Genomic DNA, 22571 nt, shown 5'->3' on the forward strand with positions numbered 1-22571 from the left:
GAACATGGATATCTGGGAGTTAGAGCGGTTCCAGATAAGTCTGAAGCATTGGAACCGCTCTATCTGTTTGTTTTACGCGCATCTTAATCCGAAAACCGCTTCACACTTTTCGGGCTGCGCTCTAAATCGACCAGCCTTCATCGACCAGACTATAAATCAAACCACGCTGATTGAGATAATGCTCTATCTGATCGGCCAAATCATCCACACTCGCCGTCGCCCCCCGCAAATGCAGTTCCGGTGCTACCGGTCGCTCATAGGGTGCATCAATACCGGTAAAATCGCGAATTTCACCGGCGCGGGCTTTCGCATACAGTCCTTTCACATCTCTGGCTTCGCAGACCTCCAGCGGCGTATCGACAAAGACTTCAATGAAATCATGATCACCGGCAAGATGACGCCCCAAAGCGCGATCCTGTGCCAGCGGTGCAATTACCGACACCAACACGATCAATCCCGCATCCAGCATCAAACGCGATGTTTCAGCCACGCGCCGGATATTCTCACTGCGTTCCTCTGCGGAGAAACCCAGATCACTGTTGAGGCCATGACGCAGATTATCGCCATCGAGAATGAATGTATGTTTCGCCGCCAGATGCAGACGTTGCTCCAGCACTGTGGCCAAGACCGACTTACCGGAACCAGACAGGCCGGTGAACCATAGCAGCGCCGGTTTTTGATATTTCTGCTCAGCCCGCTCTGCCGGTGTGACTTTTGCTGCCTGCACATGAATATGCGAAGCTTTGCGCAGTGAATGATCAATCAAGCCGGCTGCAACGGTTGCATTGGTCAGGCGATCAATCAGAATGAAAGAACCGGTGGCACGGTTTTGCCCGTAAGGATCAAAGGCCAGCGGCGCGGAAAGCTGAAACGCTACCTGCCCAATTTCATTCATCTGCAACTGGTCAGCCGGTTCCTGCGCGAATTGCTTTTGCGTATTTTCAATATCAATCCGGTAATTAAGCGTATTCACGGTCACGCTGACCTGATCTGTCTGACTACGCAGCCAATATTGCCGCCCTGCCCGTAACGGCTCCTGTGTGAACCACACCAATTTGGCTGCCAGACGATCGCTCACCTGCGGTCGCGATTGCGGATGCGCCAGCATATCGCCGCGGGAAATATCGCGCTCATCTTCCAGTACCAGCGTCACCGCTTGTCCGGCCTGTGCCGTTTCCAGTTCGCCGTCTGCGGTTACAATATAGCGGATCGCAGAGCTTACACCAGAACGAGCCACCGTAATTTCATCGCCGACGCTAATCCTCCCCGATGCAATCGTGCCTGCGAAGCCACGAAAATCCGCGTGCGGGCGGCTGACATATTGCACAGGAAAGCGGAAATCCGGTTCCGCAGCATCCGCGCTGTCTGTCGCCACAGTCTCCAACCACTCCAAGAGTGCTGGCCCCTGATACCAGGGCATCTTCTCTGAAGATGAGCGAATATTATCGCCAAAGCGTGCCGATACCGGAAGAGCCTGAATAGTAGTGAAACCAAGCTCCCGCGCAAAGGCCTGATAATCCTGCACAATCTGATTAAATACCGCCTCATCATAGCCAATCAGATCAATCTTATTCACTGCCAGCACGATGTGGCGAATGCCTAATAGTGAAGCGATAAAACTATGGCGGCGCGTCTGTTCCAGCAGCCCTTTGCGGGCATCGACCAGCACAATGGCAAGGTCTGCAGTGGAGGCTCCCGTTACCATATTGCGGGTATATTGCAGATGCCCCGGCGTATCCGCCACGATAAAGCGCCGCTTCGGTGTTGCGAAAAAGCGATAGGCCACATCAATGGTAATCCCCTGCTCACGCTCGGCTTCCAGCCCGTCAACCAGCAGTGCAAAATCAATATCTTCGCCTGCTGTGCCATGATTACGGCTATCCTGATGCAGTTGCGATATCTGATCTTCAAACAGGGTTTTGGCATCATAGAGCAGCCGTCCGATCAGCGTGGATTTTCCGTCATCGACAGAGCCGCAGGTGAGAAAACGCAAATGCGATTTATGCTCCTGCGCCTCCAGATAATCCGCAATTATTGTATCCGGCTGCTCGCGGGTCAGTGTCTCCGTCATCAGAAATATCCTTCCCGTTTTTTCTTCTCCATGGAACCGGCTTCATCGCGATCAATCAGTCGCCCCTGCCGTTCCGAGGTGCGCGTCAGCAGCATTTCTTCGAGAATTTGCGGCAGTGTTTACGCCTGCGATTCAATCGCTGCCGTCAGCGGATAACAGCCCAGCGTTCTGAACCGCACCATACGGGTTTCAATCTTTTCACCCGCGCGTAATTGCAGTCGCTCATCATCGGCGAGAATGAGCATATTATCGCGCTCAACCACCGGACGAGGTGCCGCAAAATACAGCGGTACAATCGGGATATTTTCCTGATGGATGTAATGCCAGATATCAGCTTCCGTCCAATTGGACAGCGGAAAGACGCGGATCGACTCGCCTGTCTGAATACGTGTATTGTAGATATTCCACATTTCAGGACGTTGATTTTTCGGATCCCAGCTATGGGTCGCATTGCGGAAGGAAAACACCCGTTCCTTGGCGCGGGATTTCTCCTCATCGCGCCGCGCCCCGCCAAAGGCAGCATCAAAGCCGTATTTATCCAATGCCTGTTTCAAGGCTTGCGTCTTCATCACATCCGTATGCACATTTGATCCGTGAATGAACGGATTGATACCAGCCTCAACGCCTTGGCTATTAATATGCACCCGCAGATCCAGCTTATAGGCTTTGGCCTGCGCATCGCGGAAAGCGATCATCTCCTTGAACTTCCATGTCGTATCGACATGCAGAAACGGAAAAGGCGGCGGTGCCGGATAGAAGGCCTTGCGCGCCAGATGCAGCATCACACTTGAATCTTTGCCGACAGAATAAAGCATGACCGGCTTTGCAAAACTGGCCGCCACCTCCCGAAAAATATGGATGGCTTCTGCTTCCAGCCGTTGCAGATGGGTCAGCGGTGCAACAGACCGGCCGAAATGCGGGTTGCTCTGATGGTCAGAGGTTAGCGGTACAAGATCCGCCACATGCAGTGCAAGGCTCATACTCAATTCCATATTTTGTCCGGCACTTCATTCCACTCAGAGAAACGCTGTTCCGGCGATAAAACATGCCCATCATCATGCCGAAAGACTGCATAAGTGAGAAAGGATGATATGGTGAAGTTTGCCTGCGAATGTGATTTTCATTGCGCAAGGCGTTGTCTGCGTGGAATGCCGTTCCGCAATTGATTTCAGGATGGTTCTGAGAGCTTGCCTGAGGACGCTTTGATCTTGCGCTGCATCCCTTCATCAGCATATCCTCCGCCGATAAAAATCAGAGGGTGGAGCGGGAATGGAAAAGACAGCTTGTGTGGTTGCCGGAGCCGGTGTGGTCGGGCTGGCAATCGCGCGCGAAATGGCAATGCGCGGTTTTGAAACTCTGGTGCTTGAAGCCGAGCATATGATTGGCACACATACATCGTCGCGAAATTCCGAAGTCATCCATGCAGGCATCTATTATGAACCGGACAGTCTGAAAGCCCGCTTCTGTGTTGAAGGCAAAGAGCGCCTTTATGCCTATGCCGCGGCACAGGGCATTCCGCATAAACGCTGCGGCAAACTGATTGTTGCGACCTCTGAAGCGCAACATGCCGCACTGGACAAAATTGTGGCGCGTGCAACAGCCTGCGGTGTGCATGATTTGCAACGACTGAGCGCAGAAGAAGCACAGGCACTGGAACCAGCTATTCGCTGCACTGCCGCTTTATTCTCCCCCTCTACCGGCATTATCGACAGTCACACCCTGATGCTGAGCCTGCAAGGCGATGCGGAAAATCATGGTGCGGCGGTTGCTTTCAACACTGAAATTCTGCGTGTTGAGCAGCATGCAGACGGATTTACTATTACTACCCGCGACCGTGAGAGCGGCGAAGAATTCACTCTGCGAGCCGAACGCTTCATCAATGCCGCCGGTATCGGCGCGCAGGCGATTGCCTCCACAATCAACGGACTGGCACCACAGCACATACCGGCACAGCATCTTGCCAAAGGCAATTATTTCTCAGCTTCCGGTAAAACCCCGTTCTCACATCTGATTTATCCGGTACCGGAAGATGGTGGCTTGGGCGTGCACTTGACCCTCGATCTCAACGGGCAGATGCGCTTCGGCCCTGATGTCGAATGGCTCGGCAAAGTGATATCTCCCGCCAACCTCGATTATTCCGTTGATCCGCAACGTGGTGACAGTTTCTACGCTGCGATCCGTAACTATTGGCCGGATTTACCGGATGGCGCCTTGCAGGCCACCTATAGCGGCATCCGCCCGAAATTAAGTGGCAGTGGTGAAACCGCAGCAGATTTTTATATTTCCGGCAGTGACGAACACGGTATAGCGGGACTGGTCAATCTGTTCGGCATTGAAAGTCCGGGGCTGACATCCAGCCTTGCCATTGCAGCTTATGTGAACACGTTCATCAAATGAAAAAGGCATAAATACCTTACCGGTATTTATGCCTTATATCTCAGACTGTGCCAGTGCCGGACGGGAACTCCGGCATGAGCGCAGCTCAGATTATTTTTTAACGTGCTTCGGAGCAGCTTTTTTCACAGCGTGCTTGGAAGACTTGTGCATGCCGGTTGACTTAGCTTTCACAGTTTTGTGGGCAGCAACTTTATGGGCAGCTGGTGCCTGGGTCTGCACAGCAGCAGTTTTATGGGCCGCAGGAGCAGCCTGAGCTGCTACCGGAGCGATCATACCAAGAGCAGCAATTGCGATAATAAAGCGTTTCATAATGAGTGACCTTTTAAGCTGCAGACATCGGCATCCTGTTGAAACAACTCAACAATATCTATGCCGGTGAATCTGGTGCAATCCGTTGATTGCGCGTTTTGAATATCGCGCAATTAATCTGAACGGCACATGAACAAGTTTTGTAAAAATACGCAACAAATTGCGAGCCAGATATTTTTTATAAGATCACACACCAAAACCGCTTCACCCTTTTGGGAAACCTCTCTAGAGCGGCTTACGTTCATATTGGATCATAACGCTCGCTCTAGATTTTTTAGTTTGTCGCATTATCCCAACGTCAAATTGATCCAACTTGACTGTGAAATGCTCTAAGCTTGCGGGATGTAATTGAGAATTGGTCCAAGCCAACGCTCCACCTCTGCAACCGGCATAGTCTTACGCGCTGCATAATCCTCCACCTGATCGCGCTCGACTTTCGCCACGCCGAAATAATAGCTGTCGGGATGCGAGAGATAGAGACCGGAAACCGATGAACCGGGCCACATCGCATAGCTTTCCGTCAGTTCCACACCTGTGGTTGCCGTGGCATCCAGCAGGCGGAACAGCGTGGTCTTTTCCGTATGGTCAGGCTGTGCCGGATAGCCCGGTGCCGGACGGATACCCGCATAAGGCTCGCCCACCAGCTGATCCGGCGTGAAAGTCTCATCTGCGCCATAGCCCCAAAACTCTTTGCGCACCCGCTCATGCATTGCCTCGGCAAAGGCTTCTGCAAAACGGTCAGCCAGTGCTTTAACCAGAATGGAGGAATAATCATCATTGGCACGTTCAAAGCGCTCGGCAATCGCCACTTCCTCAATACCGGCAGTGACCACGAAACCGCCGATATAATCGGCCTTGCCACTATCCTTTGGGGCCACAAAATCCGACAGTGCTACATTCGGACGACCGTCGCGCTTCGATAATTGCTGGCGCAACGTGTAGAATGTATCCGTATGCTCGAGACGGGCTTCATCCTTATAGAGATGAATATCATCACCCACCACATTGGCCGGCCAGAAGCCGATGACCGCACGCGGTGCAAACCATTTCTCGTCGATGATCTTCTTCAGCATAGCCTGCGCATCTTCATAAAGTTGACGCGCGGCAGGCCCCTGTTTCTCATCATCGAGAATGGCTGGGAACCTGCCTTTTAGCTCCCATGTCTGGAAGAAAGGTGTCCAGTCAATATAACGTGCCAGTTCTTGCAAATTATAGGTTTCAAAGACCTTGGTGCCGAGGAAGGACGGCTTCGGCGGGGTATAATTTTCCCAATCAAGTTTTTCGCCATTCTCACGGGCACGTGCCAGTGGCAGGCGTTTTTTCTCCGCCTCGCTCCGCTCATGGGCAGCGGTTACCTTGGCGTATTCCGTGCGAATATCGGCAACATAGCCGTCTTTCTGCTCCGGCGATAGCAGCTGTGACACAACACCAACGGCGCGGCTGGCATCCAGCACATAGACGGTCTGGCCACGCTGATATTTCGGATGAATTTTCACCGCCGTATGCACACGGCTGGTCGTAGCGCCGCCAATCAGCAATGGCAGGTCAAAGCCTTCGCGCTCCATCTCGGCGGCCACATGCACCATTTCATCCAGCGACGGTGTGATAAGACCGGACAGACCAATAATGTCCACCTTCTCGTCTTTTGCCACCTGCAATATCTTGGCCGCAGGCACCATCACGCCGAGATCGATGATTTCATAATTGTTACAAGCCAGCACAACACCGACAATATTCTTGCCGATATCATGCACGTCGCCCTTCACCGTCGCCATCAGGATTTTTCCGGCACTCTGGCGCTCCTCACCGCCATTCTGCGCCTTTTCTTCTTCCATATAGGGCAGCAAAACTGCCACGGCCTGTTTCATCACACGGGCGGATTTCACCACCTGTGGCAGAAACATTTTCCCCGAGCCGAACAGATCACCCACCACATTCATACCGGCCATCAGCGGACCTTCAATCACATGCAGCGGACGCTCGGCACTCTGACGGGCCTCTTCCGTATCGGCCTCAATATATTCGGTAATACCGTTGACCAGCGCATGTTCAATCCGCTTCTCAACGCTCCACTCACGCCAGCTTAAATCTTTCTCTTTGGCTTCCTTGCCGGCAGTCCCGCGAAAACGCTCCGCAATTTCCAGCAGGCGTTCAGTTGCATCCTCACGACGGTTCAACACCACATCTTCGCAGGCTTCTCGCAATTCCGGATCAATGGATTCGTAAACTGCCAGCTGACCGGCATTGACGATCCCCATATCCATGCCGACCTGAATAGCATGATAAAGAAACACCGCATGCATCGCTTCGCGCACCGGCTCATTACCACGGAACGAGAAAGACAGGTTAGAAACACCGCCGGAAATATGTACATGCGGCAGAGTCTCAATGATTTCCTTGGTCGCTTCAATGAAATCATTGCCGTAATTATTATGCTCTTCGATCCCTGTCGCCACGGCAAACACATTCGGATCAAAGATGATATCTTCCGGCGGGAAGCCGACTTCTTCGGTGAGGATTTTATAGGCGCGTGTACAAATCTCGACTTTGCGCTGTTTGGTATCCGCCTGACCGGTTTCATCAAAGGCCATCACCACCACAGCAGCACCATAGGCACGCACCAGTTTGGCATGATGAATAAAGGCTTCCTCACCTTCTTTCAGCGAGATGGAATTGACCAGCGGTTTGCCCTGCACGCATTTCAGACCGGCTTCGATCACATCCCATTTGGAACTGTCAATCATCACCGGCACACGGGCAATATCCGGCTCGGCAGCAACCAGATAGAGATAATCAACCATCACCTTCTGACTGTCGATCAGGCCCTCATCCATATTGATATCGATGATCTGCGCACCATTATTCACCTGATCACGGGCAACATCGAGCGCCGTCGTGTAATCACCGGCGGTAATCAGTTTTTTAAACCTGGCAGAACCGGTGACATTGGTACGCTCGCCGACATTCACAAACGGAATATCCTTAGTCAGCGTAAACGGCTCAAGACCACTCAAACGCATCAATGGTGCCAGTTTCACCGGTTTGCGCGGCTCATATTTACCGGTAGCTTCGGCAATCGCGGTAATATGTTCCGGCGTGGAGCCGCAGCAACCGCCCACCACATTGACCAGCCCTTCACGCGCAAAGCTCTCCATCTGCGCGGCCATTACTTCCGGCGTCTCATCATAGCGACCGAACTCATTCGGCAAACCGGCATTCGGATAGGCGCAAACAAAAGTATCCGCCACACCTGAAAGCTCTGCCAGATGCGCACGCATCGCATTGGCACCGAGCGCACAGTTAAGACCAATGGTGAAAGGCCGTGCATGGCGCAGCGAATACCAGAAAGCTGTGGGCGTCTGGCCGGACAATGTACGGCCGGAAAGATCGGTAATGGTGCCGGAAATCATCAGCGGCAAGCGGATGCCTTTTTCAGCGAATACCTGCTCACAGGCAAAGACCGCAGCCTTGGCATTGAGCGTATCAAAGATGGTTTCAATCAGGATAATATCCGAACCACCATCAACCAGACCGTTGATCTGCTCGGCATAGGCAATACGCAGATCATCAAATGTCACGGCACGGAAACCCGGATTGTTCACATCCGGCGACAGGGAAGCAGTACGGTTTGTCGGCCCCAAAGCACCGGCAACAAAACGGCGACGGCCATCTTTTTGTTGCGCTCGCAAAGCTGCGCGGCGTGCCAGACGGGCACCATCGCGGTTCAGCTCATAGACCGCAGCCTCCATGCTGTAATCGGCCTGTGCAATGGAAGTGGAAGAGAATGTATTGGTCTCAAGAATATCTGCCCCTGCCATCGCATAGGCATAATGAATTTCTTCAATTGCTTGCGGCTGGGTCAGTGTCAGAAGGTCGTTATTACCCTGCAGATGACATTCGCAACCGGCAAAGCGCTCACCACGGAAATGCTCTTCATGAAACCCAAGTCCCTGAATTTGTGTCCCCATGGCGCCATCAAGAATGAGGATACGTTCCCGTGCAGCTTTTTGCAGGGCAGCAAGCACCTCGGAACCATCCGGCCTGTCTGCAACCGGTCCGAAAAGATTGTCAAAAGAAGTGCTCATCCGATACCTGCCTGTCACTCAAAATGCCGTTCAAATTCAAATGTCAATTTGATGACATAAACATATCTTTATGTCAAACAAAGCATTTGATCTTTTATGATGCGAGTTGTTCACCAACTCGCTATCCGCATTTACGAAGTGTGAAGCTGTGCGGCACAAATTCGCTGCAATTCTCCCGCCCTTTCAGTCATAGTAAACTGCGTTTTTACGGGTATCACCGGAATAAAAGCAGTCATGCAGCGTTCATCTCATGAAGAGTAATATTGACAGATGCATGTCATAAAAGCCGGATTGCTTCTTATGAACTGCGCTTTGATCTGAGGAGAAACAAAATGAGAAAAATGCTTTCTTATTTTACTGCCGCGCTGACAGCGCTGACCATGAGCATCCTGTCCTTTGGCAGTGCTGCGCAGGCTCAGCCTTCGGCAGCAACCCATAATGCTGTGTTGCAGGATATGACATCATCCGGACAGGGACTGAGCCGGAATGTACAATATTATCCGGAGCGTCGTCATTACCGTGAAAGACGGAATTACAACCGCCATTATAATCGTCCGCATTACAGACCACACTACCGTCCATATTACAGGCCTTACTACCGGCCTTATTATCAGCCGCAGTTCCGCTATTATCGTCCGGCACCACCACGCCATTACCGTCCGGCTCCGGTTTACCGTTCAGGACGGAACAGCCATATCAACTGGTGCTACAACCGCTACCGCTCTTACCGCGCATCGGACAATACATTCCAGCCGAATTACGGCCCGCGCCGTCAGTGCTACTCACCTTACACCTGAGGCATAAAACAAAAACGCCGCCCTTATGGGCGGCGTTTTCATCAATAGACTACAAAGATTATCAGGTTACATAGGCACCGATCGAAGCGGCAACCAAGCCAATCGCTACAGCGATCAGAGCACCGTAAACACGCGGCTTGTCCAGCAGAACAGCGAATGCTGAAAACCAGGCAACAACGGCAGCACCCAGTGCAAACAAGAAGCCAGGCTTGTCATAAACCACGAGATTTACGGTTATCAGGGCACCAATAATCAGCGCGCCGAAAACGATCATCATGCCCATGGCATATTTTTCATAATCGTCCATATGCATTTCCTATGTATCAGCCTGTTTCATTTCAGGCTCTGAGCAGCTTACAACACAACCGACAAAGCAATATCAGTCTGACGTGTCATCAATTCAACGTCAGACAATCACTTTTAACGTGAATCTTCAACTGTTGATCATCACGAATATCAGCATTACCACTGCTTTTCAGGGGATTATTTCAGCCAATGGTTGATGTGAAATCAGCCGAATAGCGCATTTCGCGCAACGGACGCACTTCCTGAGTCGTCGCATCATAGGTCGGATGAGCTTTAAAAGCCGCCAGAGCAGCCTCATCGCGGAATTCGCCGTAAACCACCAGATCAATCCGGTCACACATCGGATCGACCTTGCTGTTGGCCACAACTTCAAAGCATTCCGAATGGGGAATTGTCGCCAGAGCCCGCAAACGGCGACACACATCCTCCACGTCTTGATCTGCTTTGACGCTGAAAAATACAATATGCCGTATCACGAGTTTTTCCTAATCCATAAAAGCATGCAAAGAGGTATAAAACCTCTTATTCTGAAGTCCTGTCTATCATGGGGAATATGGAAAAGTCATCTTCAAATCAGCCCGAAGACATCACTTTCAATTCAGGCTGCTTCACGGTCAGCTTCTGTGCCCGGAGCCAGAGTAACTTCCAGACCGTTGAGTTCTTCCGTCATGATAATTTGACAGGAAAGTCGTGAATTATCCTCAACATGGAATGTCTGATCGAGCTGATCCAGCTCTTCATCCTGCGGCTCATAGAGCTTACCCGCCCATTCCGGCGTCACATAGACATGACAGGTGCCGCATGCACAGGCACCGCCGCATTCCGCTTTAATATTCAGCCCCCAGTCACGGATAACCTCCATAACGCGAAAGCCTTCGAGAGCCTCAAGCGTATGGCGCTCGCCTTTTTGATCGGTAACATGAATGAGAAGCGTATCAGAACTCACAACAATGCCTTTTGAGTAGCGCAGACGTGGGGTGATAGGAGTTAGATAATGTTTTCGGCACATAAAACAAGCTTTATTCCTGTTTCCCGATGCCGATACCGTGATTTGGCACAATCTCCCACCATTCAGGCAGAAACGGAAACCACCCTATTTAAAAACCCTGACGGCGACGCCAGCTATAGCCTGCCAGTCCTTGTTCTGCACCATGAATACCACCGGCAACAGGCTGATAATACAGACCGGTATCATGCAATTCACCAGCCAGAAGACGGCGTAAAGCCCGCGCGTCACTGATCTGTAAAGTATCAAAACCAGCGCGCAACATAGCGCCGATCTGATCAATATGGACGGCACCTGATGCCCTGATCTCACCGGAAAATCCGTAATGACTGCGAAGCCGCGCGGCCTTGGAAAAAGACCGCCCGTCATTGAAAGCCGGAAAATCCAGCACCAGAATTTCGATAAATTTCAGATCATCCAGCAAAGTATCGAGCGCCTCACCAGCCTCAACCCGTACACCGATCCGGATATTGTGGCTGCGCAAAAGCTCACGGCTGATCTGCGGCCAAAGCTGCAACGGAATGATCACCGCTTCATGGGCGATGATTTCCTCAACACTTTCAAGATTGACAAAAACATCCTCGATCAGGCCGGAACGCGACCACAGTGCCGATACAACTGTTTCTTCCGTCATAGATCTGCTCCCTTGATCTTATCCTTATGCAAATGCTGTTCGAGACCGCCCAGATGAATACCGCATTCGGTTTTGCCCGAACCTGACCAGCGACCTGCCCGCTGATCTTCATCATCACTAACCGGCCGTGTGCATGGCATGCAGCCGATGGAGCGATAGCCCTGCTCGACCAGCGGATGCGGCGGCAGATGATGGAACGCGCGATAGGCTTCCAGATGCTCTGAAGTCCAGTCCCGCAGCGGATTAATCCGGATATGCTCTCCTACCGCTTCGAAAGCAGGCAAACCATTGCGCGTTGCTGCCTGAAACTGCTTGCGTCCCGTGAACCACGCCTCAAAAGGCGCAATTCCTTGTGCGAGTGGCTGGACTTTACGTAGATCGCAGCAGCGGTCTTTATCGGTCAGGCACAAAGCGCCGAGCGGATCATGAGTTTTCAAAGCGCCCGCATCCGGAAGCAAATCGCGCACATCCGTTAGTCCCAATTCCTGCACCAATTGCGCCTGATAACGCAATGTTGCCGGAAAATGCTTATTGGTCTGCAAAAACAAAACCGGCAGCGATGGCTGCACCCGCGCAATCAGATGCAACAGAATTGCGGAATCCGCACCGAAAGATGACACCGCCGCCAGCCCTGCACCAAACTCTTTGACGGCCACGGCGATAATCGCGTCGGCACTTGCATCGCCGTAAAGGTAATTCAGACGTTGCGCTCTGTCTGCTGTGGTCTCAAGAAGATCAGGCTGCATGCACAGCCTCCCCGTAGAGCGCAGTCTTGAACGGCTGCGCACCCAAACGACGATAGGTCTCGAGAAAGCTTTCCTGCGGTGCACTACGAATATTCAGATAGGTATTGACCACCGTTTCAATGGCATCCACCACGTCTTCAGTAGAAAAACCACGGCCGGTAATATCACCGATGGATGTCTGCTCATCGCCGGAACCGCCGAGCGTGATCTGGTACAGCTCCTCGCCTTTTTTCTCTACGCCGAGAATACCGATATGGCCGACATGGTGATGACCGCAGGCATTGATGCAGCCGGAAATTTTGATCTTCAGATCACCGATTTCTTCCTGCCGCTCCTGCGAACCAAAACGCTCAGAAATACGCTGTGCAACAGGAATGGAACGGGCATTGGCCAGCGCGCAATAGTCCAGACCAGGGCAGGCAATAATATCGGTAATCAGCCCTGCATTAGCGGTAGCAAGACCGGCCTGCTGCAATTGCGCATGGAGCAGTGGCAAATCGGCCAGCGCCACATGTGGCAGCACCAGATTTTGTTCATGGCTGACGCGGATTTCACTTTGCGAAAAGCGCTCAGCCAGATCGGCCACAATATCCATCTGATCGGCCGATGCATCGCCCGGAATTTCACCGATAGCTTTGAGCGAGATTGTCACCACGCCATAATCAGGGTGCTTATGCGGTGTCACATTGCGGGAAAACCATGAGGCAAAAGCCGCATCATTTTTACGCGTAGCAGCCACAAGCCCGTGCCCCTCTGCCTGCTCCGGCAATCGGGGCGCTGCAAAATAGGTATTGATCGCCGCAATATCCGTTTCCGGCAGTTTCAGATCGCTGTCTTTGATAACCTGCCATTCGGCTTCAATCTGCGCCTGTAAATCCTCCAGTCCGGTTTCATGGACGAGGATTTTGATACGGGCCTTATATTTATTGTCACGGCGACCATGGAGATTATAGACCCGCACAATGGCAGTAATATAGGTTAGCAAATCCGCTTCCGGCAAAAAATCCCGCACCTTCTTGGCGATCATCGGCGTGCGCCCCTGCCCGCCGCCAATATAGACCGCAAAGCCGCGCTGTCCCTGTTCATTCTCTTTCAGATGCAGCCCGATATCATGCACCTGAATGGCTGCACGATCTGCCTCTGCACCTGTTACCGCAATTTTGAATTTGCGCGGCAGATAGGAAAATTCCGGATGCAGTGATGACCATTGCCGCAAAATCTCGGCATAGGGGCGCGGATCAGCGACTTCATCCCGTGCCGCACCGGCGAAATGATCGGCGGTCACATTACGGATGCAATTGCCGGAGGTTTGGATGGCATGCATCTCCACCTCGGCCAGTTCTTCCAGAATGGCGGGAATATCGGTGAGCTTCGGCCAGTTGAACTGCAAGTTCTGCCGCGTTGTGAAATGCCCGTAGCCACGGTCATAGACACGGGCAATATGCGCCAGCTTACGCATCTGACGGGAGGATAAAGTGCCGTAAGGTATCGCAATACGCAGCATATAGGCATGAAGTTGCAGATAAACACCGTTCATCAGACGCAGCGGCTTGAAGTGATCTTCACTCAACTCACCACTTAAACGACGCGCCACCTGATCGCGAAACTGTTCCACACGGGCGAAAACAAATTCGCGGTCAAACTCATCATACCGGTACATTTAACCCTCTCCCGACATTTAGAGCGCCGTGTGCCAGACTTGGCACACAAAGGTCGCTCTAACACTTTAAAATTAGAGCATAATTTTTCCTTAAACTGATTCAAGTTTAAGGAATTATGCTCTGAAATCTCAACCGGCTACCGAATGCAGCCGTACCACAGGGGTGATTGTGGGGCCGGACAGGCGGATACGCTCGCGCAGACGAACCGGAAACAGTTCAACACCACGCTCCTCGACCTCAATCAGATTGATATCCACCACTTCGTCGAAACGGCTGGCCTGCTTGCCGGCAGCTTCCAGTGCGGCAACCGCCTCGGGATGACGCGCCAGTAATGCACCGCGAATGGAGCTGGCCCAATGGCCGTCCGCAGCAAGCCAGACCGAAACACCGTCGCTCAGACGATTGGCACTCAGGACTTTGACTGTCATTATGCTTTCTCCTTTTCACCGGCCTGCAAGATATGCAGCTCCGGTGTGCTTATCAGTTGCTGCGCAAACGGGCGGGCACCTTCAAGCGAGGCACCGGCAACCGCATCGCCGATGATCACCATCACCGGTCCTTGCAGCTCATTATGATTTTCCAGTTGAGCCAGATCTTTTAAGAGGCCGTGCAGCATTACGCGCTCAGTGCGTCCGGCATTTTCCACCACAGCGACCGCCGTATCCTCATGCAGACCGGCAGTGAGCAAGCGGTGCGCCACAGATGCGGCAACGCTTGCACCCATATAAACGGCAATGGTCGCGCCGCTGAGCGCTAGCCGCGCCCAATCCGGCAGGATGTCTCCCGCCATATCGTGACCGGTGGTGAAAATCAGGGAGGATGCAACACCACGCAATGTCAACGGCAACTGCATATCAGCGGCGGCAGCAATGGCTGAGGTAATGCCAGGCACAATCTCGAAACTGACACCGGCTGCACGCAGCGCCGCCATTTCTTCACCGGCACGGCCAAAGACCAGAGGATCACCGGATTTGAGCCGCACCACGCGCTGCCCGTCTTGAGCAAGCTCAACAAGCAACTGGTTGATTTCATCCTGACTTTTGCTGTGGCAGCCTTTGCGTTTTCCCACCGGAATGCGCACGGCATCGCGTCTGCCCATGGCAACCACGCTCTCCGGCACCAGCGCATCATAGAGGATCACATCTGCCTGCATCAGCACACGTTGCGCACGCAAAGTCAGCAGGTCTTCTGCTCCGGGGCCTGCGCCGACCAGCCAGACATAACCGGAAGGTATGTTCACCTCAGTCAGAGCCTGATCGGCAAGTTCCCGCGCGAGGTTCAGATCGCCGCGCTCAACCGCTTGTGCCACTGCACCATTGAAGAACACATCCCAGAACTGGCGCCGCGTTGCACCTTTCGGCAGCGTGCTTTCCACCTTTTCGCGATAGTCTGCCGCCAGTTGTGCCAGCACTCCGGTTTGCGGAGATAAAGCAGCACCGATTTCGCGACGCAGTTTCTGCGCCAGTACCGGCCCTGCACCTTCCGTACCGATTGCCACTGCAACGGGCGCATGAGCCACCAGTGCCGGTGTGAAAAAATCGCACAAATGCGGTCTGTCGACGACATTAACCGGAACATGCCTTGCTTTTATCTGATCGGCGATTTTTGCGTCCTGTGCGGCATCACCACTCGCGACAAAAGCCAGTTTCACCTGAGAGAAATCATTGTCTTGCAGAGAACCGGTACGCAAATGATAACCACCATCCAGCACGAACTGAACCAGATCCGGCTCCGGCGTCTCACCCTCCGGCACGACAATGCGGATTTGCGCCGTGGTTTCAGCTATCAGGCGCGCTTTGTTCAGCGCTTCTTCCCCACCGCCGACAATCAGCACTGCCGCGCTGTCCACGCGGAAGAAAGCCGGAAAAGCCGTTAATCTGGTTGGGTGAGCTGTCACAATCAGCACCTTTCAAAGGGTGGTTAAAGATTGTGCCAAGTATCGCGCATTCTGCGACCGCTTATAAGCAACAGGCTTGTGCGCTTGAGCGTTGCACCGCATCGCTTTTTCGCGTTTTGCAAATTTCGTGAAATTTAGTTCCGGAAACTGACAGCTGCCGGAATATGCACCGGCCAGCGGCGTGGCAGCACCGCAATCAGGTCAAAGCGCAAAGACAGCCTGTGATAATCCGGCTGACGGGCAAGCCAGTGATCGGCAGCCGCTTCAATCCGCGACAGACTCATAGAGCTGACCGCCTCCATTGCGGCTTCAACAGAGGTACGTGCTTTGACCTCAACAATCAGCACCAGACTGCCGCGTCTGGCAATCAGATCAATCTCGCCGGAGCGGGTCTTGTAGCGCCGCTCGACAATGCGAAAGCCTTTGAGCATCAGAGCAAAAGCAGCCAGCCGCTCCGCCCATATCCCGCGAGAAAATGCCTGCTGCTTTTTCTCATGGGAAATCTTCATTATTTTTGAGCCTTTAATGTCATTAAACGCTGATACAGCTCACCTTTTGGTTTACCGGTCATGCGCGAGGCTTCACCGGCAGCTTTGGAAGGCTGTAATTCCTGTGCAAGAGAGAGCAACAAAGCATCAATATCCTGCTCGGTCACCGGCACGGAATTTTGCAGCGGCGCACCAACCAGCAAAACCACCTCACCGCGAATACGGTCTTCACCGTCATATTGCTCGCACAATTCACCCAAAGTCGAAGTTGAGAAAGTCTCATAGGCTTTGGTCAGCTCGCGGCACAGAGCGGCAGGGCGATCCGCCCCGAAAACGGCTGCCATATCCTGCAGAGTATCCGAAGCACGGTTGGGCGATTCAAAAAAGATCAGCGTCGTATCAATGGTCTTATAGGTTTCAAGCTTGTTGCGGCGCTGCCCCTGCTTAGATGGCAAAAACCCGCAAAACATGAAGCTGTCGGTCGGCAGACCGGAGGCCATCAAAGCCGCCATTACCGCAGAAGCACCGGGCACCGGCACCACTTTATAACCGGCATTGCGGGCTTCTTCGACCAGACGATAGCCCGGATCAGAAACCAGCGGCGTACCGGCATCGGACACCAGCGCCACGCTTTTACCGGATGCCAGTGCTTCAAGAATTTTCGGCCCCGCCTCAGCTGCATTATGCTCATGATAGGCAATCGGGCGACGGGAAATCGCAAAACGGTTAAGCAAAACACGGGTAACGCGGGTATCTTCACAAGCCAGCACATCGCTTGATGCCAGCACTTCCAGCGCCCGCAAGGTAATGTCACCGAGATTGCCGATCGGCGTGGCGACAATATAAAGCGCAGGCTCAACCGGACGGGCGCGGAAAGTCTGCTCCCCGACCACATAGTTGCGCGTTTCCTGTAAATTGTCTTCCACGTTGTTTCCTTGTCTAAAATTCAGGCAGTCAGTTCAGCGACCAGCGTATTGAGCAGCAAAGCACCATCCGGCGTAGCGCGCAGGTAGCTGCCATCCAGCAATTCCAGAAAATTCTGTTCCTGCAACTGAGCAAGCCGTTCCGGCTTCAGACCATGGCCGGTCAGCTTCTGATAGCGGTTAAGATCAACGCCCTCTTTCAGACGCAGCCCCATCATCAGAAACTCATCGCCTTCCTGCTCCGGTGTCAAATATTCTTCTTCGATAATACCATGGCCGGAGGTTTCAACTTTATCGACCCAGGTTTCCGGATGTTTCTCGGTCATCGTAACAGTGCGCGCACCGTTCTCGCGGAAACGACCATGGGCACCGGGGCCAATGCCGACATATTCGCCATAACGCCAATAAACCAGATTATGCTGGGACTCCCGTCCCTTCACCGCATGGTTGGAAATCTCATAGGCAGGCAGCCCCAGCTCAGTTGTCACGCGCTGGGTTTCTTCATAAAGCGCCGCCGCATGATCAGGATCAGGCGTGGTCAGTTTACCCGCCTTCCAGAGATTATAGAACTGCGTGCCCTCTTCAATTGTCAGCTGATAGAGCGACAAATGATCGGCAGCGAGCGCTACAGCCTCGCGCAATTCCGCATTCCAGTCCGCAATGCTCTGATCAGGGCGGGCATAGATCAGATCGAAAGACAGGCGCGGGAAAATTTCACGTGCCAGACCAATCGCCACTTTCGCTTCAGCCACGGAGTGCAACCGCCCAAGCCGCTTGAGGTCACGGTCATTCAGCGCCTGCACACCGAGCGATACGCGATTGACACCGGCAGCGCGGTAACCGCGAAAACGGTCGGCTTCCACACTGGTCGGGTTGGCTTCCAATGACACTTCAATATCATCCGCCACAGACCAGTATTTGGCGATACCGTCCAGCAAAGCACCGACAGTCTGCGGCTGCATCAGGGACGGTGTGCCGCCGCCAAGAAAAATACTGGTCACTGTGCGCGGGCCGGTGCGCTCACGCAAAGTCGCCATCTCGCGCAGAAAGCTCTGTGCGAAACGCGGCTGATCCACCGGCTGATGCCGCACATGCGAATTGAAATCGCAATAAGGGCACTTTGCCATGCAAAACGGCCAGTGCAGATAAATGCCAAAAGCATGATCCCCGTCTGTCTGCAAAATAGGCAGCGGACGTGCGGTCTCTGAGGCGGCAGCAGACAAGGACTGCATTATTTCACATCCACGGGTGCGAATTTGGCTTCGGCAAACAATTTGAATGCGCGGGCACGATGCGACAAGGCATGTGCATCACCCGGCTTCCAGCCATGTTTTTCTGTTGCAGTCATTTCACCAAATGTTTTGTCATAACCATCCGGCAGGAACAGCGGGTCAAAACCAAAGCCGTCATTGCCGCGGGGTGTTACAATCTGGCCTTCCACTTCACCGCGGTAATATTCCGCATGACCATCCGGCCAGCACAGGCAGATCACGGAAACAAAGCGGCCCTTGCGCTGTTCCGGTTGCAAAGCACCTGCGGCTGCAAGCTTATCAATAACTTTGCCCATCGCCATATTGAAATCGCGGCTGCCATCCGGCAGCTCTGCCCAATTGGCAGTGTAAACGCCAGGCTCACCACCCAGCGCATCCACCATCATGCCGGAATCGTCAGAAAGAGCAGGCAGACCGGTTGCTTCAGCCGCAGCAAAAGCTTTGATATAAGCATTTTGCTCAAAGGTTGTGCCGGTTTCATCCGGCTCTGGCAGACCAAGCTGACCGGCAGACTGGGTATCAAAACCGAAAGGTCCGATCAGATCCGCAAACTCTTTCAGCTTGCCTGCATTGTGACTTGCAACAACCAGTTTGCCTTTGTTCAGCTCTCTCATCAGTTTATCCATTATTCCATAATTTGGGTTCAGCGAATTCCAGTGAATTACCGGAAGGGTCGCGGATGTAAAGGGAGCGCGCGCCATTCGGCCAGTCAAATTCACGCTCAATCTCTATGCCATGCTTCGCAAAATGCTGTTTCCACTCCGCGATCTGCTCACGGCTGGCAGCAAAGCACATATGGCCTGCGCCGGTCGTACCATGGGTCGGGATCGGCAACGCGCCTTCTGGTGCCGGTTTTACGGTTTCTTTTGCATCAAAAACCAGCAAAATCCCTGTACCGCAGCGGAAAAAAGCATTGCGATGATTATGCGGTAAAGCCAGCTCCAACCCCAGAATATCGCGGTAGAACTGCACAGCCTCTTCGATATCGCGCACATAGAGCGCAGATTCAAGTATCTGTGTTGGTTTCAATTGTCCGGTCTGCATAATGAATGCCCTTTCAATAATCATGAACACGAAAACTGTCTCCCCTTATAACAGGTTCGAAATCAGTTTCCGCTCACGATCGGGTGAATTATCCAATAAAACAATTGGATAATTCATTTTACATTCCGGCAAGCTATTCCGATTTTAAGAAACAGCCATTTTCTGCAGATCAACCAGACGCTTGATACCATTGCGTGCCAGCAGCATCAGAGACGCAAATTCTTCGTCCGAGAATGGCTCGCCTTCAGCAGTACCCTGCACTTCAACAATACCGCCGCGACCGGTCATCACGAAATTCGCATCGGTCTGCGCGGTTGAATCTTCCGGATAATCCAGATCGATCACCGGTGTGCCTTCATAAATACCGCAGGAAATAGCAGCAACATGGTCTTTGAGTACCTTGTCGACTTTGACCATCTGGCGGGCTTCCATCCAGCGCAGGCAATCGTGCAGGGCAACCCAGCCACCGGTAATGGCCGCAGTACGGGTGCCGCCATCAGCCTGAATAACATCGCAGTCAACAGTGATCTGATATTCACCCAGTGCCTGCATATCAACAACGGCGCGAAGGGAACGGCCGATCAGACGTTGAATTTCCTGTGTACGGCCACCCTGTTTACCCGAGGCTGCTTCACGGCGCATACGATCGCCGGTCGAGCGTGGCAACATGCCATATTCCGCAGTGACCCAGCCCTTACCGCTGTTGCGCATCCAGCCCGGAACCTTTTCTTCAAGGCTTGCGGTGCACAGCACATGAGTATCGCCGAATTTGACGAGGCAAGAGCCTTCCGCATGTTTGGAAATGCCTCGTTCAAAAGAGATTGCACGCATTTCGTCCGGAGCGCGTTTGGATGGACGCATGGATTTTCCTTTTAAAACAATGCTGCGCAAAAATCTGACAGCAGCCTGATTGTAATCTGATGACGCCTTTGAAAGGCATTTGTTTTGCTTCTAAGCCTGAACCAGCGAAATTTAAAGGAAAATCGGCGACTAAACACGCAAACAACCGATCCTGCCCTTTGCCCCCGCATGACAATAGCCTATATATTGGATATCAACGGAGCAAATTGACGAATGATCAGATCAGAGCGTGCCGATAATCTGCATGCCCCTTTACAAGTGCTGGATCAGCGGTCGCGCGATATTTTCCAGCGCATTGTTGAGAGCTATCTGAATGACGGTGAGCCGGTCGGTTCGCGTCATCTTTCACGTTTGCTGCCTTTATCATTATCACCGGCAACCATCCGCAATGTGATGAGCGATCTCGAACATCTGGGGCTGGTCTATTCGCCGCATATTTCTGCCGGACGCATGCCGACCCAGTTAGGTTTACGGTTTTTTGTCGATGCCTTTATGGAAGTCAGCGACCTGCCTGCCGATGAACGCAGCAGTATCGAACATCAGGTGCGTGCCGCAGGACACAATAATTCTGTCGAGCATGTCCTGACTGAAGCCAGCCAGATCCTCTCCGGCCTGTCACGCGGTGCCGGTCTGGTACTGGCGACCAAAGCCGAAGGTGCGCTCAAACATATTGAATTTGTTCGCCTTGAACCAACCCGCGCCTTGGCGGTGATGGTCACGCAAAGCGGCGATGTGGAAAACCGCGTCATTGATCTGCCCGCAGGTGTCACCTCTTCGCAGTTGATTGAGGCCTCGAATTTTCTCAATGCGCATATTCACGGCAAAACGCTTGCCGAAGCCCGCGCACAGATTGCAACCCTGCGCGAAGAAACCCGGCAGGCTCTCGACAGCCTGTCTCAGCATCTGGTGGAACAGGGGCTGGCAGTGTGGAGCGGTGCGGCCAGCGACCAGCAAACCCGTCTGATTGTGCGCGGACGTTCCAATCTTCTGGAAAACATCTCCGCACAGGATGATCTGGAGCGGTTGCGGCTGCTGTTTGACGATCTGGAAACCAAAGAAGGCATGATCCAGCTGCTGGATCTGGCAGAGGCAGGCTCCGGCGTGCGAATTTTCATTGGTTCGGAGAATAAATTATTCTCTCTGTCCGGTTCGTCTCTGGTCGTTGCGCCTTATCGCGACTCCGAGCAACGGGTGATCGGCGCACTCGGCGTTATCGGCCCGACAAGGCTCAATTATGCCCGTATCGTACCGATGGTAGACTATACCGCCTCCCTTGTATCGCGCCTGTTACGGGGCTAAAATTTAAAATTTGCCTGTTAATTTGCCGCGCCGCAGAGCGACGGTCTTGATTTTCAGCACACAAACCTCGATATCCCAGACAATATGATTCAAGACGGAAGAGAATAATGGCTGACGAAAACAAAAACGGCGAAACCCCGGATCTTGGCCAGCGCGATCTTAACAACCCGCGTGACCGTGATGCCCTGAAGCGTGCCGCTGATGATTTTCTGAAAGCACGCAAAGACGAAGCAATTGCGGAAGCTGAAGAAGATGCAGCGCTGGACGATGATGCAATCAGCCCGCTGGCTGAGTTGCAGGTTGCAAACAATGCGCTGAAAGATCAGATGCTGCGCTTGGCTGCGGATATGGAAAATCTACGCAAACGCACCGCTCGCGAAATGCAGGACGCAAAAAACTATGCGGTCACTAATTTTGCCCGCGATATGCTCTCGGTATCAGACAATCTGCGCCGCGCTCTGGAAGCTATCCCTACTGACGCTCTGGAAACTGATCCAAGCCTGAAAGCATTGGCTGAAGGCGTGGAAATGACCGAACGCGGAATGCTGAACACTCTGGAACGTCATGGCGTGACACAAATTGCACCTGAAGGCCAGAAGTTCGACCCGAATTTCCATCAGGCAATTTTTGAAGTGCCAAACGTGGAAGTACCGAACAACACAGTCGTACAGGTCATGCAGACCGGCTACGCAATCGGTGACCGTGTTCTGCGTCCGGCCATGGTCGGCGTTTCACGCGGTGGTCCTAAAGAATAATAACATTCTGACATTGCGGCA

At 52.9% G+C, this 22571-nt stretch carries 21 protein-coding genes and 1 pseudogene; 4 read left to right on the forward strand and 18 right to left on the reverse strand.

All coding sequences use genetic code 11. The features are described 5' to 3' along the window. Window positions 1–121: 121 nt before the first annotated feature. Window positions 122–2071 carry a sulfate adenylyltransferase subunit CysN gene (gene cysN, locus DFR47_RS06200; RefSeq protein WP_113943522.1) on the reverse strand — a complete coding sequence of 650 codons (1950 nt, stop codon included), beginning with the start codon at window positions 2069–2071 and terminating at the stop codon, window positions 122–124. Then, window positions 2071–3051 (reverse strand): annotated as a pseudogene (cysD, locus tag DFR47_RS06205) (sulfate adenylyltransferase subunit CysD). Before cysD ends, cysN begins: the two are co-directional and overlap by 1 nt. A 289-nt stretch (window positions 3052–3340) precedes the next feature. Here cysD and DFR47_RS06210 point away from each other — a divergent pair. Continuing rightward, window positions 3341–4468, forward strand: a complete 1128-nt coding sequence (locus tag DFR47_RS06210) for an NAD(P)/FAD-dependent oxidoreductase (RefSeq protein WP_113943523.1) — start codon at window positions 3341–3343, stop codon at window positions 4466–4468. A 90-nt stretch (window positions 4469–4558) separates the two neighbouring features. On the opposite strand, the gene DFR47_RS06215 is transcribed toward DFR47_RS06210, so the two are convergent. Then, complete coding sequence (locus tag DFR47_RS06215) at window positions 4559–4777, reverse strand: hypothetical protein (RefSeq protein ID WP_113943524.1); 219 nt, start codon at window positions 4775–4777, stop codon at window positions 4559–4561. 329 nt (window positions 4778–5106) lie between these two features. Then, window positions 5107–8862: a methionine synthase gene (gene metH, locus DFR47_RS06220; protein ID WP_113943525.1), complete on the reverse strand. Its 3756-nt coding sequence runs from the start codon at window positions 8860–8862 to the stop codon at window positions 5107–5109. Between the two features lie 332 nt (window positions 8863–9194). Between metH and DFR47_RS06225 the strand changes: the two genes are divergently transcribed. After that, window positions 9195–9659 (forward strand): BA14K family protein, encoded by a 465-nt coding sequence (locus DFR47_RS06225; RefSeq protein ID WP_113943526.1) that lies wholly within the window; start codon window positions 9195–9197, stop codon window positions 9657–9659. 61 nt (window positions 9660–9720) lie between these two features. Here DFR47_RS06225 and DFR47_RS06230 read toward each other — a convergent pair whose 3' ends face one another. The 14 genes from DFR47_RS06230 to rph all read right to left on the reverse strand — a co-directional run bounded on the left by DFR47_RS06230 (window position 9721) and on the right by rph (window position 20496). After that, window positions 9721–9966: a hypothetical protein gene (locus DFR47_RS06230; RefSeq protein ID WP_113943952.1), complete on the reverse strand. Its 246-nt coding sequence runs from the start codon at window positions 9964–9966 to the stop codon at window positions 9721–9723. Between the two features lie 181 nt (window positions 9967–10147). Further along, the gene (locus tag DFR47_RS06235) at window positions 10148–10441 is read right to left on the reverse strand and encodes a Dabb family protein (protein ID WP_113943527.1); all 294 of its coding nucleotides are present in this window, start codon (window positions 10439–10441) and stop codon (window positions 10148–10150) included. Between the two features lie 122 nt (window positions 10442–10563). Then, window positions 10564–10911 (reverse strand): 2Fe-2S iron-sulfur cluster-binding protein, encoded by a 348-nt coding sequence (locus tag DFR47_RS06240; RefSeq protein WP_237120970.1) that lies wholly within the window; start codon window positions 10909–10911, stop codon window positions 10564–10566. Between the two features lie 151 nt (window positions 10912–11062). Next, window positions 11063–11605 (reverse strand): DUF934 domain-containing protein, encoded by a 543-nt coding sequence (locus tag DFR47_RS06245; RefSeq protein WP_113943529.1) that lies wholly within the window; start codon window positions 11603–11605, stop codon window positions 11063–11065. Then, window positions 11602–12351 (reverse strand): phosphoadenylyl-sulfate reductase, encoded by a 750-nt coding sequence (locus DFR47_RS06250; RefSeq protein ID WP_113943530.1) that lies wholly within the window; start codon window positions 12349–12351, stop codon window positions 11602–11604. The genes DFR47_RS06245 and DFR47_RS06250 overlap by 4 nt, the downstream gene beginning before the upstream one ends. Then, window positions 12341–14011 carry a nitrite/sulfite reductase gene (locus DFR47_RS06255; RefSeq protein WP_113943531.1) on the reverse strand — a complete coding sequence of 557 codons (1671 nt, stop codon included), beginning with the start codon at window positions 14009–14011 and terminating at the stop codon, window positions 12341–12343. Before DFR47_RS06255 ends, DFR47_RS06250 begins: the two co-directional genes overlap by 11 nt. Before the next feature lie 129 nt (window positions 14012–14140). After that, entirely contained in the window at window positions 14141–14440 is a 300-nt protein-coding gene (locus DFR47_RS06260; protein WP_113943532.1) for a DUF2849 domain-containing protein, read from the reverse strand. Beyond that, the gene (gene cysG / locus DFR47_RS06265) at window positions 14440–15909 is read right to left on the reverse strand and encodes a siroheme synthase CysG (protein ID WP_374788332.1); all 1470 of its coding nucleotides are present in this window, start codon (window positions 15907–15909) and stop codon (window positions 14440–14442) included. Before cysG ends, DFR47_RS06260 begins: the two co-directional genes overlap by 1 nt. Before the next feature lie 134 nt (window positions 15910–16043). Further along, complete coding sequence (locus DFR47_RS06270; protein ID WP_113943534.1) at window positions 16044–16418, reverse strand: YraN family protein; 375 nt, start codon at window positions 16416–16418, stop codon at window positions 16044–16046. Beyond that, window positions 16418–17323, reverse strand: a complete 906-nt coding sequence (rsmI, locus tag DFR47_RS06275; protein WP_113943535.1) for a 16S rRNA (cytidine(1402)-2'-O)-methyltransferase — start codon at window positions 17321–17323, stop codon at window positions 16418–16420. The genes DFR47_RS06270 and rsmI overlap by 1 nt, the downstream gene beginning before the upstream one ends. Before the next feature lie 20 nt (window positions 17324–17343). Beyond that, window positions 17344–18552, reverse strand: coding sequence for a radical SAM family heme chaperone HemW (gene hemW, locus DFR47_RS06280; protein WP_113943536.1), 1209 nt, complete (start codon window positions 18550–18552; stop codon window positions 17344–17346). Then, complete coding sequence (gene rdgB, locus DFR47_RS06285) at window positions 18552–19205, reverse strand: RdgB/HAM1 family non-canonical purine NTP pyrophosphatase (protein ID WP_113943953.1); 654 nt, start codon at window positions 19203–19205, stop codon at window positions 18552–18554. Before rdgB ends, hemW begins: the two co-directional genes overlap by 1 nt. A gap of 4 nt (window positions 19206–19209) precedes the next feature. After that, a complete protein-coding gene (locus DFR47_RS06290) occupies window positions 19210–19620 on the reverse strand; it encodes a VOC family protein (protein WP_113943954.1) in 411 nt (136 codons plus the stop codon). Window positions 19621–19779: 159 nt separating this feature from the next. Beyond that, window positions 19780–20496, reverse strand: coding sequence for a ribonuclease PH (gene rph, locus DFR47_RS06295; protein ID WP_113943537.1), 717 nt, complete (start codon window positions 20494–20496; stop codon window positions 19780–19782). Window positions 20497–20709: 213 nt separating this feature from the next. Here rph and hrcA point away from each other — a divergent pair, with 213 nt between their 5' ends. Further along, window positions 20710–21795 carry a heat-inducible transcriptional repressor HrcA gene (gene hrcA, locus DFR47_RS06300; RefSeq protein WP_113943538.1) on the forward strand — a complete coding sequence of 362 codons (1086 nt, stop codon included), beginning with the start codon at window positions 20710–20712 and terminating at the stop codon, window positions 21793–21795. Between the two features lie 107 nt (window positions 21796–21902). Then, a complete protein-coding gene (gene grpE / locus DFR47_RS06305; RefSeq protein WP_113943539.1) occupies window positions 21903–22550 on the forward strand; it encodes a nucleotide exchange factor GrpE in 648 nt (215 codons plus the stop codon). The last annotated feature ends 21 nt before the right edge of the window (window positions 22551–22571 follow it).

Source organism: Pseudochrobactrum asaccharolyticum, assembly GCF_003314995.1.
In the GTDB taxonomy this organism is placed as follows: domain Bacteria; phylum Pseudomonadota; class Alphaproteobacteria; order Rhizobiales; family Rhizobiaceae; genus Pseudochrobactrum; species Pseudochrobactrum asaccharolyticum.